Annotated in this window: 7 protein-coding genes; 4 read left to right on the top strand and 3 right to left on the bottom strand. The window is 50.0% G+C overall.

Annotation, left to right across the window (positions count from 1 at the left end; all coding sequences use genetic code 11):
* Positions 1-14 precede the first annotated feature (14 nt).
* Both IEV98_RS01195 and der read left to right on the top strand, forming a co-directional pair.
* Positions 15-1,532 carry a GH3 auxin-responsive promoter family protein gene (locus IEV98_RS01195; RefSeq protein WP_188504115.1) on the top strand — a complete coding sequence of 506 codons (1,518 nt, stop codon included), beginning with the start codon at positions 15-17 and terminating at the stop codon, positions 1,530-1,532.
* A 37-nt stretch (positions 1,533-1,569) separates the two neighbouring features.
* Positions 1,570-2,871 carry a ribosome biogenesis GTPase Der gene (gene der / locus IEV98_RS01190; RefSeq protein ID WP_188504114.1) on the top strand — a complete coding sequence of 434 codons (1,302 nt, stop codon included), beginning with the start codon at positions 1,570-1,572 and terminating at the stop codon, positions 2,869-2,871.
* Positions 2,872-2,907: 36 nt separating this feature from the next.
* Here the strand turns inward: der and IEV98_RS01185 are convergent, their stop codons facing one another.
* The 3 genes from IEV98_RS01185 to IEV98_RS01175 are packed head-to-tail and all read right to left on the bottom strand — an operon-like array spanning position 2,908 to position 7,361.
* Positions 2,908-4,728: a sensor histidine kinase gene (locus IEV98_RS01185; protein WP_188504113.1), complete on the bottom strand. Its 1,821-nt coding sequence runs from the start codon at positions 4,726-4,728 to the stop codon at positions 2,908-2,910.
* A gap of 14 nt (positions 4,729-4,742) precedes the next feature.
* Positions 4,743-6,695: a sensor histidine kinase gene (locus IEV98_RS01180; protein WP_188504112.1), complete on the bottom strand. Its 1,953-nt coding sequence runs from the start codon at positions 6,693-6,695 to the stop codon at positions 4,743-4,745.
* Between the two features lie 33 nt (positions 6,696-6,728).
* A complete protein-coding gene (locus IEV98_RS01175; RefSeq protein WP_188504111.1) occupies positions 6,729-7,361 on the bottom strand; it encodes a response regulator transcription factor in 633 nt (210 codons plus the stop codon).
* A gap of 247 nt (positions 7,362-7,608) precedes the next feature.
* On the opposite strand from IEV98_RS01175, the gene IEV98_RS01170 reads away from it, so the two are divergent.
* Both IEV98_RS01170 and IEV98_RS01165 read left to right on the top strand, forming a co-directional pair.
* Positions 7,609-7,788: a hypothetical protein gene (locus IEV98_RS01170; RefSeq protein WP_188504110.1), complete on the top strand. Its 180-nt coding sequence runs from the start codon at positions 7,609-7,611 to the stop codon at positions 7,786-7,788.
* A gap of 76 nt (positions 7,789-7,864) precedes the next feature.
* The coding region (locus IEV98_RS01165) for a beta strand repeat-containing protein (protein WP_188504109.1) at positions 7,865-17,014 on the top strand (9,150 nt) is incomplete at its 3' end.

The raw sequence follows: 17,014 nt of genomic DNA, 5'->3' as shown, positions 1-17,014 counted from the left end.
TACTAACGATTACCATGGCCCTGATCAATTCGATATTTACGTGGATCATGAAGAAGCGCATCCATCAGATCGAGCTTTTCATGAAGTACCCTCATGAGGTACAAGACGAATGGTTCCAAAGCCTGATCTCTACGGCCGAAGCGACCGAATGGGGCAAGAAATATGACTACAACTCCATACTAACTCCCGAAACCTATAAGGAGCGCGTGCCAATACAGGATTATAATAGCCTAAAGCCATATATCGACCGTATGATCAAGGGTGAACAGAACATCCTTTGGCCGTCGGATATCAAATGGTTTGCCAAATCATCCGGCACCACTGCAGACCGCAGTAAGTTTATTCCTGTAAGCGAGGAGGCGTTAGAAGATTGCCATTACCAGGGAGGCAAGGATATGCTTTCGGTGTATTGCCATAATCGGCCCGACACCAAGATACTGACTGGTAAAACCGTGGTCCTAGGTGGAAGTTCCCAAATCAACAGCTTCAATCCGGATTCGTACTACGGAGATCTTTCATCCATCATCCTTCGTAATCTCCCCTTTTGGGCAGAGATACATCGCACGCCTGATTTGGAAACTACATTGAACCCTAATTTCGAGGAAAAAATAGAAACGGTGGCACAGATTACGTTACGCGAAAATGTGACCAATCTGTCCGGGGTGCCTACATGGAATGTCGTGTTGGCCAAGCGTGTGCTGGAGATTGCCGGTAAGGAAAACCTGTTGGAGGTGTGGCCCAATCTCGAATTTTATAGCCACGGCGGCGTTAGTTTTAAACCTTACCGTGAGCACTTCAGGAAACTGATCCCATCCGACAGCATGTATTACCTGGAAAACTACAACGCCTCGGAAGGATATTTCGCCCTGCAAGACCAATCCGATTCTGAAGATTTGTTGCTCATGCTCGACTATGGTATTTACTATGAATTTCTACCCATGGAAAACCTGTTTGACGAGCACCCCAAAACATTGCGACTCGATGAAGTGGAGCTGGGAAGAAACTATGCGCTTATCATCTCTACCAATGCGGGGCTATGGCGATATATGCTAGGCGACACGATCAAGTTTGTAAACCTGCACCCTTATCGTATTCAGGTCACCGGACGTACCAAACAATATATCAATACCTTTGGTGAAGAAGTCATCGTGGACAATGCTGATGATGCATTGAAGCGTGCGTGTGCTGAAACCGGAGCCACCATCCGTGATTACACGGCAGGTCCGGTTTATTTTAAAGACAGCGAGGCGGGTGCACATGAATGGATTATCGAATTTGAGGAGCAACCCGATGATTTCGATAAGTTTTGCCAGGTAATGGATGCCACCTTACGCGAGGTTAATTCAGATTATGATGCCAAACGATTCAATGACATGGCGCTGCGTTTCCCGATCATTCACAATGTTCCGGACGGCACGTTTTACCGTTGGATGAAGTCGCGAGGCAAGCTTGGCGGCCAAAACAAGGTGCCGAGGCTGGCCAACGAGCGCACATACCTCGACGATATTTTGGAACGACTGAACCGAACTTAATCCGTTTACCATTCCTTATCCTTACCTTTGTACGCTTATGGCAAATATCATCGCAATAGTAGGTCGGCCGAACGTCGGAAAATCAACACTGTATAACCGGCTGACGGAAAGCCGGAGAGCCATTGTGGACGACTTCAGTGGCGTGACGCGCGACCGGCATTACGGACAGGGCGAATGGATCGGAAAGAAGTTTACGGTAGTGGATACGGGTGGATATGTACATGGCTCGGAGGATGTATTTGAGTCGGCGATCCGCGAGCAGGTATTGATTGCTATTGAAGAAGCTTCCGTCATCCTATTTATGGTAGACGTAAAGACGGGCATTACCGATTTGGACGACGCTATAGCCGATGTACTACGCCGGAGCAAGAAGCCGGTCTTCGTCGTAGTGAACAAGGTAGACCACCCATTGCTGCAGCAGGAAGCCAGTATTTTCTACAGCTTTGGCCTCGGCGAAATCTACCCCGTATCGTCGATGACCGGGTCCGGCACCGGGGAGTTATTGGATGAGGTAGTCGAGCACTTTGAGCAGGAAGAGGAAGAAGTAGACGAGCGCCCAAAATACGCCATCGTGGGTCGGCCCAACGTGGGTAAGTCATCACTCATCAATGCGTTGGTGGGTAAAGAACGCAATATTGTAACAGCTGTAGCAGGCACCACCAGGGATTCCATCCGCATAGATTACAAGCAATACGGGCATGATTTTGTCCTCATCGATACTGCCGGACTGCGGCGCAAAACCAAGGTAAAAGAAAACATCGAATTTTATTCGGTAATGCGCACCATCAAAGCATTGGAAGAATCGGATGTGGTTATCATGATGCTGGACGCCACCGAGGGGATCGAAGCCCAGGATATCAATATTTTTCATTTGGCCGAGAAGAATCGGAAGGGAGTGGTTATCCTGGTCAATAAGTGGGACCTGATTGAAAAAAACAACAAGACGACCAAGGTGTTTGAAGACCTCATCCGGGAGAAGATCGCGCCGTTTACGGATGTACCGATCGTCTTCACGTCAGTGACAGAGAAGCAGCGAATATTCAAAGCAATAGAAGCCGCCGCTAAGGTTTACGATAACAAGGTGAAGAAAATATCAACATCGAAGTTGAACGATGTGATGCTGCCCATCATTGAAAATTACCCACCTCCGGCTACCAAAGGGAAATACATCAAAATCAAATACGTGACCCAGGTAGGAGCTAAGTCGCCGATGTTTGCCTTTTTCTGTAACCTACCGCAATATATTAAAGAGCCTTATAAGCGTTTCGTCGAAAATAAACTGCGCGAGAACTTTGATTTTGAAGGAGTGCCTGTAGAGGTGTATTTCCGACAGAAATAATACACCGGGCTTGCCACGTGATACATCAGCTAACAGCTAAGCGGAGAGCAAAGGGATGGATACCGTTATTTCAGTACCATTGCTGTCTGACTGGATGTTAGCTTCGCCGTTGAGGTATCGAGTTCGACGGCGGATGGATTGCAGGCCCATCGCTGATTTTAAGTTGGCGCTTTTAATTTGTCCCAGTCCCTTCCCATTGTCGTTGATGATCAGTATAAGGTTATCCGCCTCTTCATAAATCAGGACGCCCACTCGGTTGGCCCGGGCATGTTTGATAATATTGGTGATGGCCTCTTGGATGATGCGGAGCAAGGTAATGCGGGTATCCACATTGACGCGAAGTACCGAGCAGTCGTCAATGTGGATGTCTTTATGATAACGGCTATCGGGTAGGGCGCTGTCTGTAAGTAGCTTAATCCGTTGCGCAAACGACTGCTCCTCACGTTCATCTGCGGCAGTGAACCATTCATGGCTTTTATTTCTCGCTGTTTCGTAGGCCTTCGCAACCTCCGTTTGTAACTGGGCCAACTTATTTTTTAAAGCGGGATCATCGGTATCCATGGATATCACTTCAAGCTGATGCCCAATGCCTGCAATGGATGAGGAAAGACCATCGTGAAGATCTTGACTAAGCCGTTGCTGCTCGTCCCTGACCGCCTGGTGTTTCGCTTCCTCCATGGCGATGATCTGCATGTTGGCAGCAGTGTTGATGGTCTCGATCTGTTCTTTCGCTTTCCGGCTACGGCGAAGCATGATCAGATAAATAGCCAGCACAATAATCGATGCGGCAGCCGAAATGATTATCAGCCAAAGGGCCCGTCGCGCATTTTTCTCACTTAATAGCTTGTTGTCATGTTGTATGCCATTATACTTGACGTAGTCCCCCATAAATTTTCTCGACCTTTCCCATTCCGCAGACATCGACTTTTCCAATTCCACATAGATTTTGATGATCTCGTCTTTATCGCCCAGTAGTTTAGCAACTTCTAAAGCATTGTTTAAAATGTAGATTTCTAAGGATTTGTCGCCGCTACGCTGTGCCACTTCATATGCCTTATAGAGATATTCAAGTTTTTTTTCCGGATTATTCTCATAATTAATCAATGTAGCGAGTGAGTTGAACTCCAGCTTTGTGTTGCCAATACGCTTCGCATCGGATTGTGACTGCTTCATAAGGGGCAGTGCTTCCTCCTTTTTACCAATTGAAACCAATTGGTTTGCTTCCCACGAATCAATGGCAATCAGCATGATTTCATCCTTATAGCGGTTGGCAATTTCTCGTGATTTCTCGTGGTAGTACCGGATGCTGTCTTCAGAAAGGTCTGGCCCTTGATAGAGATAGGTTAAATAAACTTCTGACATAATGCTGTCGTTTTCCGTTTTTATTCCAGCTTCGATAGCTTTTAGCAAAAGTGATGTGATTTTTTCCCTGTCAGAGATGCCTTTGTTCTCAACTCTGACCATATCCAGATAGACCAGAGCAATTTTTTCGGTATCACCAAGTCTTTGATACTGGGACAGCACGTCGCTGAGCAGTTCCAGCGATTCCGCGTACAGTCCTTTTGTAAATAAAGCAAAAGCAATTAAGTGGTCTGCATCTGTCTGTCCTTTCCGATACCGTATAGTGGTCGCTGTACGTTTGGCCTCCATACCATAGTAAAAGCAGCTGTCTGCATTTCTGGTTCGGTAAAGTGTCCCCAAGCGGTTCAAACTGTTGACCAGGCTGATGCTGTCTTTGAACAAAGGTAGCCTGTGTAGCTCCTTTTGGATTTGTTGGATTTGGCCTTTTGCTGGGTTAGCACAAAGAAAGATCAGAACGAATAGGGGTAAGGAAGTTGTAAATTTTAGTGCATACATGATGTGTTCCGGTATTACGATGTCGTTAGCGGAATAGAGATGGTTATCTCGGTGCCCTTTGTCGTTGATTGTATATTCGTCTCGCCGTTGAGATACAGAACGCGACGGCGGATGGATTGTAAACCCATCGTTGATTTGCCATTGTCCGGTTTCTTTTCCCCTAACCCTTTCCCGTCGTCACTGATGACCAATAGCAGATTATCAATCTCTTCATAAATCAGGATGCCCACGCTTTTAGCCCTGGCATGTTTGATGATATTGGTGATGGCCTCCTGGATGATACGAAGCAAGGCAATCCGGGTATCTGCATTGACGCGTGCCAATGAACGGTCGTCGATGTGGATGTCTTTGTGGTAGTGGCTATCGGGTAAGGCGCTATCCGTAAGGAGTTTAATTCGACGTGCAAACGACTGCTCCTCACGTTCTTCTGCGGCAGCGAACCATTCGTGACTTTTGTTTCTAGCCACTTCGTAAACATTTGATACCTCCGTTTGCAATATGCCTAGCTTATTTTTCAATGAAGCATCGTCGGTATCCATAGACATCACTTCGAGTTGGTGCCTGATGCCTGCAATGGATGAGGAAAGGCCATCGTGTAGATCTTGGCCCAATCGCTGTTGCTCGTCTCTTACCGCTTGGTGCTTCGCTTCCTCCATCGCCATGACCTGCGTATTCGCCGTGTCGTTGAGGGCATCTAGCTGTTCTTTCGCTTTCCGGCTCTGGCGGAGCATGATCATATAAATGGCTAGCACGATAATCGCTGCAGCAGATGAAATGATTATCAACCACAGCGTTCGCTGTTGTTTTACGTTCTCTGCCTTTTGCAGGGCAATTTCGTTATGTTCTGCTTGGGTATACGCGTAGAGGAGATCACTTGATTCTGCCATCAGCGCCATTTGCAGTTCGCGCTCATGCTTCAACGCCTTAGTAACCGATACATAGGCTTCCTGATAATTACCGTGCATGGCCTGTAGCTGGCCTGTAAATTCGTCGACATCTGCCCGCTGACTGTCACCGAAAATGGGGGAAGATTCGTATTTTTCAAGATAGAAACGGAGACTGTCAGGATGCTTTAGATTGCGATAATTTTCTAAACGCAGACGAATCAGGTTGATGTCGATAAAGTTCGTCGCCTGATCTTTATAGGTTGTTTTCAGTGCTTCCATACGATTCAGGATGGCGGCAACGCTGTCGTATCTGTGCTCAAAGTTGGCTATGGAATGGGCCATTTCAATCATCAGTAGGTCATTGTATAGTTTCTGGGTTCTGGAAATCGAGTCGCTACGTTGGAGCGCGGTGCCAATTTGCTTTGCCAGCAATGCTGTTTGATATACCGATGCCGTATCATTCATTTTGACATACCCAGTTAAGACGGGAGACAAAATATACATCGCGTTTAAGCCTACCGACTCATCCACGCGATCCGCTTGCAGCAGCTCAGGCAAACTTGCCAGGTAGCTGCGTTCATTTTCGTATACCGAAATGACTTTGTCATATAACCGCAGTTCCTGATAGATTTTAGTTTTTTGTAACGGTTCCACCAACGGATGTTCTTGCCCCAGTTTTTTAAGCTCCTCCGTGATTTTTTCGGCATAATACATGGACGCACCTCTCTTTTTGAACATACGTGCGTTGTTAAAGAGTAGGAAGAAGTAGCTTGCGCGGGCACGGCCATGCTCGGGGTTGCTCCAAGCGATTTCTTCGTATAAGCTGAGCAGACCCAGCAGTTCCTTGGTTTCAAAGTGCTTTCCCTCGGAGAACAGCTGGTGAGTCAATGAATCGGCCTTAACAAAATACTGCTGCGCTGATATGCGATTCGAATGGTAAGCTTTGGCTAGCTTGTCAAATTCAGCTTGTGGTCGAGTTGGTGATCGAGCGAAGGCAGTCTTGTTTTGGCTGACCATGCCGATAAACAACAGTGTAAAGCAAACTAAATTCCCTGCGGAACGGTAAAGTTTGATATTCATTAACGTATAAAATATAGATTTTCATGGGCGCTGCTAGATTAACTCATGCACACGCGCATACGCCAGTAATTCTGTGATAGAATTTACATTTACCTTAGCCATCATTTTGCGCCGGTGGGCCACAATCGTGTGTTTGCTTAGGTGCATATGTTCAGCGGTATGGACAATCGATAATCCCTGCGCAAAATACTGCAAAATTTCCAATTCTCGTGCAGTAAATGGTATTTGGTTTGGTTGGTTTTTAAATGTGATAAATTCTCGGATTACCGGACAGGTATATTGTTCACCTTGAGCTATGACAGACAGGCATTCGAGTATGGTGTTGAAGCCAGATGATTTGCTGATAAAGGCATTTGGACTATAGGCCATGATGTTGCCCACTGTAGTAGGATTGGCTACGGAGCTAATTACAATGACCATTGTATACCGGTTCAACCGCCTGATTTCATTAATGAGGGGTAGCGTATTTTTATCCTTTAAATAATAATCCAAAAATAAATAAATAGGTGTTTGAGGATTTTGGACAAGGAACCTCGTAAATTCTCTCTCATCGTTGAAGGTGTGTACCGCCCTGAAAAGTTCCAGCCGTTCAATCAAAGCTGAGAAGGAATCAGCAAATAAACTGTGATCATCAAAAATGATGGCAATGGCGTTCTTTCTTTCCATAAGCAAATGCAATGAGACAAATGTATGGGAATGATTCATCAAATAACCATTCGATTATCAATAGGGTTTATCAATAGCTAATATATGCTATAATTATCGTAAGCAATAGCAAATTTTTGCTATTTGCTTTTATCGTTCATTTAGGTTGAAAAAAATATCCGTTTAATTGCTGAATATTTACTTATGACGATCTATTCCTGCATTCATGTTGGGTACTTCGACAATTTATAAATTAACTATTGTTGAGATGAAACAAGCTATCGACAATAATTCTGAAAGCCGATATGCCGAACTTCTACAGGAGATCGACATCAGCATTGCAATTAGCTATTTTGGCAGCACCGAACTATTGGATAATATCGGTCTTTCCACTATTGAACAATATTTGGCGATATGCCGAGAGGACGGTATTAGGACTAATCTTTAGTCAGCCTACTTAATAATTTCTATCATGTTACCCGCTCTACCAGCTGGATTAACATCATATTCTGAAATAACTTTCTATGGAAAAAAATGTTACTTCGACTAGACTAAAAACATTCAATTTTTTCAGTCGGCAGGGTTCGAGCGTGATTGCTTCCTTGTGGTTTGCGATAGGGTTGTTTTTTACCATAATTCCTTCAACGAGTTATGCCGATGGTTCCAAAGATCTATACCCGGTTGGTATTGAGGGTAGCCGGGCTGGACTAAGTACTTACACAACAGTCAGTCCGAACTATCCATTTCCCAATGTCGGCATACATTATGTATATGCGCAGGCAGGAGAAACCATTACGTTGGCGTCCAGTGCACAACAGTCGGCCGGAACGCAGCGCATCCGACTATACGATCCTTCGGGTATAGAAGTAGCGCTTACCATCTCGGGCAGCGCGGGGCATATTGCCGATCGAGCTGCGGAGCTGGCGGGTCCGGCTGAACCGGCTGCGAGTGCGGTTGGCAGCCAATATACCCCAATTTACCATACGGCAACGCAAACCGGTATTTACAGGGTAAGTTTCGTGGGCTATGGAAGCGGCCGAGTTGGTTTGGCGGATGCTGACTGGATATCGGGAACAGATTCATATGTATCTGCGTGGGATATATCTGTATTTAATCCGGATGAAGGTGGGTTTATCCCCGGACGGGTATATGCCAATGTCCTGAACCTCGCGGCAAACGCATCAGGAGACGTTTTTCACGGAACAGTATATATCTTAACGAAGGACGGGTATACGTACCGGGTGAATGCGAATGGCATGATGGGCTATCTGTTTACCTTTTTTGCCAACAACAATGGTTTTACCGATATAGAAAACAACTTGCCGCTCTACAAGAGTCTGAATACCACGACAATGAGTGTGATTACAGACGATGGCCATCAGATTCACGACCCCAATACTGCGGACACGGAAACGAGTATCACACATAAGACGTTTTACACTCTGCCCGCCGGGGATTTGCCGGCATCGGCTCCCGGTGCGGTGCCGGGAGGGAATACGTGGTTAATAAACACAGTAGTCAGTCCCAATGTGCAGGATGTACAGATCACCGGGATAGACGGGACCGTCGGGCAGGTGAGCAACAAGGGCGGATATATTTCGTTTGATACCGATGCCCAGGGACAATATACCGTGGAAATCGAAAGTCAGGAGATTCCCGCCGCTTTTGCCAAAAAAACCTTATACGGAATAGCTCGTATCGGCGGTAACGAAGTGTTTTGGGACGGCAAAGACGGTGATGGCGTCATGCTCCCGGAGGGGGATATTCCAGTTTTGGTGACGGTAAAGATGCAGGGGGCGGAAGTGCATTTCCCATACTTCGATGTGGAGGAGAATAGAAATGGTATTGTGATTGAATTGCTTGATCCGGATAATTTAAGCAACGCGGTGTCGGATATGGTGTATTGGGATGACTCGGATATCACGCCGTTATTTCCAACTTCAATACCCCCCACCCCGGTCAACAACAGCCACCTCCCGCCGGCGAACAGTTCGGGCGTTAGCAGCAACAGCAACGGGCATATTTTTAGTGTTTCTTTTGGGGACAATAAATCGTTGGATACCTGGACTTTTATTGTAGGGGAGGAGGAGACCGTTTCAACTGTCGTCAGGGTAAACCAATCCGATTTAGAGGTAGTAAGTATCAGTTCGAATTCGTCGGGAATGGGTTCAGTGGGAGATGAATATACTTATACCAGCGTAATCCATAACCATGGGCCAAGTGCGGTGGAGACCAATACAGACCCTTTAAATGGTGCCATCACGCGGGGAGCAATTTTTCGCTTGTATGTGCCGGAGGGCATCGCTATCAGCACGGATCCTTCGGACATGACCTTCGGTTCGGGCTGTGCAGTTTTAGTGGGAACACCGACATTCAGTAGCGGGGTTTTTGAGGTGTTGGTCGACATGCCGGCAGATTGCGGGGCGACGATTTCCGTGAAGGCTTCCGTTGTCGGCACGGTGTCCGTGTTTGACGGGAATATTTACACTTGGGCAACGATCCTCAGGCCTGATGATTATACCGATATTAATGCGACAAATCCCGATCTGTCAAATCCGCCTACAGATCCGTTTTATGAGGCTAATGGTATCTGGACGGATTATGCGAGCGTAGCCCTCGAAGATCCGGCGACCATCGATTTAAGTCAAACGAACAATATCAAGCTGAATGCAATACCCGAGTTGCCTCCGTTTGATTGTAATGGCTCGGCTTACCTGATCAGCGCTCCTTCAGGTGGCTTAAATCCATCAACGATCTATGTTATCGAACCCAATAGCCCAAGTACCGTTGTGGCCACGATCACGCCGTTGATAGCCGAAAAATACAATGGAATCGGCTATAACATTGAAGATAATTATATCTACGGATTTTCCGAGGGGAGTACGGGTGCTATTGCGCGGGGAAATGTGGTTCGGTTCGGAGCAAACGGCGCCGTCAGGGACCTCGGACAGCCTCAGCCCGATCCTTCAGGATCAACGACCGGATTGGCTACTTGGACGACGGATCCGGTCGTTAATCCTAACGGGGGAAATGTCTATATCCCGACCGGTGTTGTTGGTGTAAATAATATATTTTATACACCGGTTAGAACGAATAATACTACTGAATCTTATTTAGCCAAGGTCGATTTAACCTCCATGACGTATACGACGGTGCCGCTATCACTGAATGTCTTTGGGATGGATGATCTTGCCTTTTCGCCATATGATGGCTATTTATATGGGATTTTTCAGGGACAGGTATATCGGACAAACCCCGCATCGGGGGTACAAGAGATCGTAACGCTTGCATCGGGATCTGCTACTGCACCTACCGCTGCCGGAGGGGCGTGGAATGACGCGCAGGGAAGGGTTTATTTTTATGTGAATCTGGGAAGTCCTACAGTAGGATCAGGGCGCTTGTTTCAATACGATCCATCCAATCAACTGCTGAATGATCTATCTGCGGTTACAACTTATCCAACTTTTGACGCTACGGCATGTTTCCCTACTCGGTTGGAAAAACGCGTGATCATGCCGGTGGACGGCGTAGGTCCAGGAGATATCATTGACTTTGAGTTTAGTATCTACAATAACCAGTCTTTACCAATAACTGTCGATTTCGAAGACGAGTTGACTTCTTCTAATCTTAGTTGGGTTGAGGGCTCTGTTGTTTTTGCCGGATCCGGAAGCGGAACAGTCTCTATTTCGGGCAATTTACTGCAGATAACCGGGATTACAGTTGATCCTTTGGTATCGAACGGAGGAATTCCGTTAACATTTACGGTTTCTGTGCAGATTGCCAATACTGCGGAAGGGGGAGACTGCTTCGATAACCAAGCATCGATTTCGTTTGGGGGGACTTCGGTAAACAGCGACAATCCGGAAACCGCTGAATTGGTTGATCCAACTTCTTTTTGTCTAAATCCGGCAGCCCCATCCTTTATCTTGGAAAAATCGTTAACGTCCATCAACGGTGATGCTGCCACGACGGAATACAATGCGGTTGGCGACGAGCTGTCATATACGATCACGGTTACCAATACGGGTAATGTAACGCTGAGCAATATTGAGGTAAACGATGCGCTGACCGGCTTAACGGAAACCATCGCTACATTGGCTCCCGATGGCGTGCAGACGTTTACGACGACCTACACGATTCTGCAATCCGATCTGGACAACGGTTCGGTGCTGAATACGGCTACGGCCACGGGCGAGGATCCGGACGGCGGTCCGGTTGACCCGGAAGACCCGACGGACGGCGAGGAGGAAACCCAGGGCACGCAGACGCCTGCACTGACGGTCACGAAAGTGATTACGAGTGCAGGGCCATACAATGCGGTTGGCCAGGAGATCACCTACGACATCGTGGTATCCAACACGGGCAATGTCACGATCGACAACATCGTGCTGACGGACGCTAACGCGGACATCCCAGCGGGCGAAGATAATATCGGCACACTGGCACCCGGCGCAAGCACTACCATTACGGTTACGCATGTAATCACACAGGCTGACCTGGACAACGGCAGTGTTTCCAACCAGGCATTGGTGAACGGAGACGGTCCTGACGGTACGCCGATCACGGAGGTTCCCTCGGATGATCCGGGCACACCGGATCCGAATGACCCGACAGATACGGATGTTGACCAGACCCCATCCTTCACACTGGTGAAGGCATTGACCGGTATCAACGGCGATGCAGCCACAACGAGTTACAGTGCGGTAGGGGACGAGCTGGAGTACACGATTACGGTGACCAATACGGGTAACGTGACAATAAGCAATGTCAACGTCACCGATCCGCTTACCGGCTTCAACCAGACGATTGTAAGCCTGGCTCCCGGTGCTGTTGAGACCTACACGACCACGTATACGGTTACCCAGTCCGACCTGGACAACGGCTCGGTACTGAACACGGCGACCGCTACGGGCGAGGACCCGGGCGGCGATCCTGTCGGTCCTGAGGATCCGGATGACGGCGAGGTAACCACGCCGGGCACGCAGACCCCTGAACTTACGGTTACGAAAGTGATCACGAGTTCGGGTCTATACAATGCGGTCGGCCAGGAAATCACCTACGATATTGTTGTATCCAATACGGGCAACGTAACGATCGATAATATTGTACTGACGGACGCTAATGCGGACATCCCTCCGGGTGAGGAGAACATCGGCACATTGGCACCCGGTGCAAGCACTACCGTTACGGTTACGCATGTAATCACGCAGGAAGATCTAAACAATGGCAGTGTTTCCAACCAGGCATTGGTGAACGGAGACGGTCCGAATGGTACACCAATCGCGGAGGTTCCCTCGGATGACCCGGGTACGCCTGATCCGAACGATCCGACGGATACAGACGTTGAGCAGACCCCTGCACTTACGGTCACGAAAGTGATCACGAGTGCTGGTCCGTACAATGCGGTCGGCCAGGAGATCACCTACGATATCGTGGTAGCCAACACGGGCAACGTAACGATCGACAACATCGTGCTGACGGATGCAAACGCGGACATCCCTTCGGGAGAAGAGAACATCGGCACATTGGTACCCGGCGCAAGCGCTACTGTTACGGTTACGCATGTAATCACGCAGGCTGACCTGGACAACGGCATCGTCTCCAACCAGGCATTGGTGAATGGAGACGGTCCTGACGGCACACCGATCACGGAGGTTCCCTCGGATGACCCGGGCACGCCTGATCCGAATGACCCGACAGATACGGACGTTGAACAGATCCCGTCGTTCACACTGGTGAAGGCATTGACTGCCATTAACGGCGATGCGGCCGCGACAAGCTACAGTGCGGTCGGTGATGAACTGGAATACACGATTACGGTAACCAATACGGGTAACGTGACCCTTGAAAACATTGCGGCCAATGATCCGCTGACGGGCTTCAACCAGACGATTGTAAGCCTGGCTCCCGGTGCTATTGAGACCTTCACGACGTTATACACAATCGATCAGGACGACCTTGATGCGGGCAGTATACTGAACACGGCGACCGCCACGGGCGAGGACCCGGATGGTAACGATGTTGATCCGGAAGACCCAACAGACGGCGAGGTAACCACACCGGGCACGCAGACGCCTGTACTGATGGTCACGAAAGTGATCACGAGTTCGGGCCCATACAATGCGGTTGGTCAGGAGATCACCTACGACATCGTGGTATCCAACATGGGCAATGTCACGATCGACAACATTGTACTGACGGACGATAATGCGGACATCCCAGCGGGCGAGGAGAACATCGGCACGCTCGCACCGACAGAGAGCAGAACGATCACAGTTACGCATGTTACCACACCGGACGACCTTGATGCGGGCATCGTCTCCAACCAGGCATTGGTGAACGGGAACGGTCCTGACGGCACACCGATCACGGAGGTCCCGTCGGATGACCCGGGCACGCCTGATCCGGACGATCCGACAGATACGGACGTTGAACAGACCCCGTCGTTCACACTGGTGAAGGCATTGACTGCCATTAACGGCGATGCGGCCACGACAAGCTACAGTACAATCGGCGATGCATTGGAATACACGATCACGGTAACCAACACGGGCAACGTGACGCTGGTAAATGTCAACGTCACCGATCCGCTTACCGGCCTAACGGAGACCATCGCAAGCCTAGAGCCTAACGGCGTAGAGACCTTTACTACCACATATACAGTTACGCAGGCTGACCTTGATGCAGGTAGTGTGCTGAACACGGCTATGGCCACGGGCGATGACCCGGACGGCGGCCCGGTTGACCCGGAAGACCCTACGGACGGCGAGGTAACCACACCGGGCACGCAGACGCCATCGTTCACACTGGTAAAAGAGCTGACGTCAATTAACGGCAATGCTGCCACAACGGAATACAATGCGGTAGGCGACGAGCTGTCATATACGATCACGGTTACGAATACGGGTAATGTAACGCTGAGCAATATTGAGGTAAACGATGCGCTGACCGGCTTAACGGAAACCATCGCTACATTGACTCCCGATGGCGTGCAGACGTTTACGACGACCTACACGATTCTGCAATCCGACCTGGACAACGGTTCGGTGCTGAATACGGCTACGGCCACGGGCGAGGACCCTGACGGGGATCCTGTTGATCCGGAGGATCCGGAAGACGGCGAGGTAACCACGCCGGGCACGCAGGCGCCTGCGCTTACGGTCACGAAAGTAATTACGAGTGCGGGGCCATACAATGCAGTTGGCCAGGAGATCACCTACGACATCGTAGTATCCAACACAGGCAACGTGACGATCGATAACATCGTGCTGGCGGACGATAATGCGGACATCCCTTCGGGCGACGCGAACATCGGCACGCTTGCACCCGGCGCAAGCGCTACTGTCACGGTGGTACACACCATCACACAAGCTGACCTTGATGCGGGCAGCGTTTCCAATCAGGCATTGGTCAATGGAGCCGGTCCTGACGGTACGCCGATCACGGAGATTCCATCGGATGACCCGGGCACACCGGATCCCGGTGACCCGACGGATACGGGTGTTGAGCAGACCCCAGAGCTTACGGTCACGAAAGTGATCACGAGTTCGGGTCCATACAATGCGGTCGGCCAGGAGATCACCTACGATATTGTTGTATCCAACACGGGCAATGTGACGATCGACAACATCTTGCTGACGGACGATAATGCGGACATTGCCGCGGATGAGGAGAACATCGGCACGCTTGCACCCGGCGCAAGCGTTACTGTCACGGTGGTACACACCATCACGCAGGCTGACCTGGACAACGGCATCGTCTCCAACCAGGCCATGGTAAACGGAGACGGTCCTGACGGTACGCCGATCACGGAGGTTCCCTCGGATGACCCGGGCACACCGGATCCCGGTGACCCGACGGATTCGGACGTTGAGCAGACCCCGTCGTTCACACTGGTGAAGGCATTGACGGTTATCAACGGCGATGCAGCCACAACGAGTTACAGTGCGGTAGGTGACGAACTTGAATACACGATCACGGTAACCAACACGGGCAACGTGACATTAAGCAATGTCAACGTCACCGATCCGCTGACGGGCTTCAACCAGACGATTGCAAGCCTAGGACCTAACGGCGTAGCGACCTTTACTACCACATACACTGTTGCGCAGGCTGACCTTGACAACGGCAGTGTGCTGAATGTGGCTACTGCTACGGGCGAGGACCCCGGGGATAATCCGGTGGGTCCAGAGAATCCGGATGACGGCGAGGTAACCACCCCTGGCACGCAGGCGCCTGCGCTTACGGTCACGAAAGTGATCACGAGTTCGGGTCCATACAATGCGGTCGGCCAGGAGATCACCTACGATATTGTTGTATCCAACACGGGCAACGTAACGATCGATAATATTGTACTAACGGATGCCAATGCGGACATCCCTTCGGGAGAGGAGAACATCGGCACATTGGTGCCCGGCGCAAGCGCTACTGTTACGGTTACGCACGTAATCACGCAGGCTGACCTGGATAACGGCATCGTCTCCAACCAGGCCATGGTGAACGGGGACAGTCCTGACGGCACACCGATCACGGAGGTTCCCTCGGATGACCCGGGCACACCGGATCCCGGAGACCCGACGGATACTGATGTTGAGCAGACGCCTGCACTGACGGTCACGAAAGTGATCACGGGTGCGGGTCCGTACAATGCGGTCGGCCAGGAGATCACCTACGACATCGTTGTATCCAACACGGGTAATGTCACGATCGACAACATCGTGCTGACGGATGCGAATGCTGTTATCCCCGCGGGCGAAGAGAACATCGGCACGCTTGCACCCGGCGCAAGCGCTACTGTCACGGTGGTACACACCATCACGCAGGCTGACCTGGACAACAGCAGCGTTTCCAACCAGGCCACGGTAAACGGAGACGGTCCGGGCGGTACACCGATTGCGGAGATTCCCTCGGATGACCCGGACACACCGGATCCCGGTGACCCGACGGATACGGATGTTGAGCAGATCCCGTCGTTCAAATTGGTGAAGGCATTGACTGCGATCAACGGCGATGCGGCCACGACAAGCTACAGTGCGGTAGGCGATGAACTGGAATACACGATCACGGTAACCAACACGGGCAACGTGACATTAAGCAATGTCAACGTCACCGATCCGCTTACCGGCTTCGATCAGACGATTGCAAACCTAGCTCCTAATGCTGTTGAGGCCTTCACGACGACGTATACAATCGATCAGGACGACCTGAATAGCGGTTCGGTGCTGAACACGGCTACGGCCACGGGTGAGGATCCGGACGGCGGTCCGGTTGACCCGGAAGACCCTACGGACGGCGAGGAGGAAACCCCTGGCACGCAGACCCCCGAACTGGCGGTGACGAAAGTGATCACGAGCGCAGGCCCTTACAATGCGGTCGGTGATGAGATCACCTACGACATCGTTGTATCCAACACGGGCAACGTGACGATCGATAACATTGTACTGACGGACGATAATGCTGTTATCCCTGTGGGCGAAGAGAACATTGGCACGCTTGCACCCGGCGCAAGCGCTACTGTTACGGTTACGCATGTAATCACGCAGGCTGACCTGGACAACGGCATCGTCTCCAACCAGGCATTGGTTAATGGAGACGGTCCGGATGGCACACCGATCACGGAGGTTCCCTCGGATGACCCGGGCACGCCTGATCCGAATGACCCGACAGATACGGAC

Origin of the sequence: Parapedobacter pyrenivorans (assembly GCF_014636865.1) — a bacterium.
Classification (GTDB): domain Bacteria; phylum Bacteroidota; class Bacteroidia; order Sphingobacteriales; family Sphingobacteriaceae; genus Parapedobacter; species Parapedobacter pyrenivorans.
The sequence above is the reverse complement of the archived record's forward strand: the minus strand, read 5'-3'. Positions and strand labels throughout refer to the sequence as shown.

Excerpts from the sequence above, each read along its gene's own strand:
- IEV98_RS01195 (WP_188504115.1), top strand. The coding sequence starts at position 15 with ATGGCCCTGATCAATTCGATATTTACGTGGATCATGAAGAAGCGCATC.
- der (WP_188504114.1), top strand. The coding sequence starts at position 1,570 with ATGGCAAATATCATCGCAATAGTAGGTCGGCCGAACGTCGGAAAATCA.
- IEV98_RS01185 (WP_188504113.1), bottom strand. The coding sequence starts at position 4,728 with ATGTATGCACTAAAATTTACAACTTCCTTACCCCTATTCGTTCTGATC.
- IEV98_RS01180 (WP_188504112.1), bottom strand. The coding sequence starts at position 6,695 with ATGAATATCAAACTTTACCGTTCCGCAGGGAATTTAGTTTGCTTTACA.
- IEV98_RS01175 (WP_188504111.1), bottom strand. The coding sequence starts at position 7,361 with ATGGAAAGAAAGAACGCCATTGCCATCATTTTTGATGATCACAGTTTA.
- IEV98_RS01170 (WP_188504110.1), top strand. The coding sequence starts at position 7,609 with ATGAAACAAGCTATCGACAATAATTCTGAAAGCCGATATGCCGAACTT.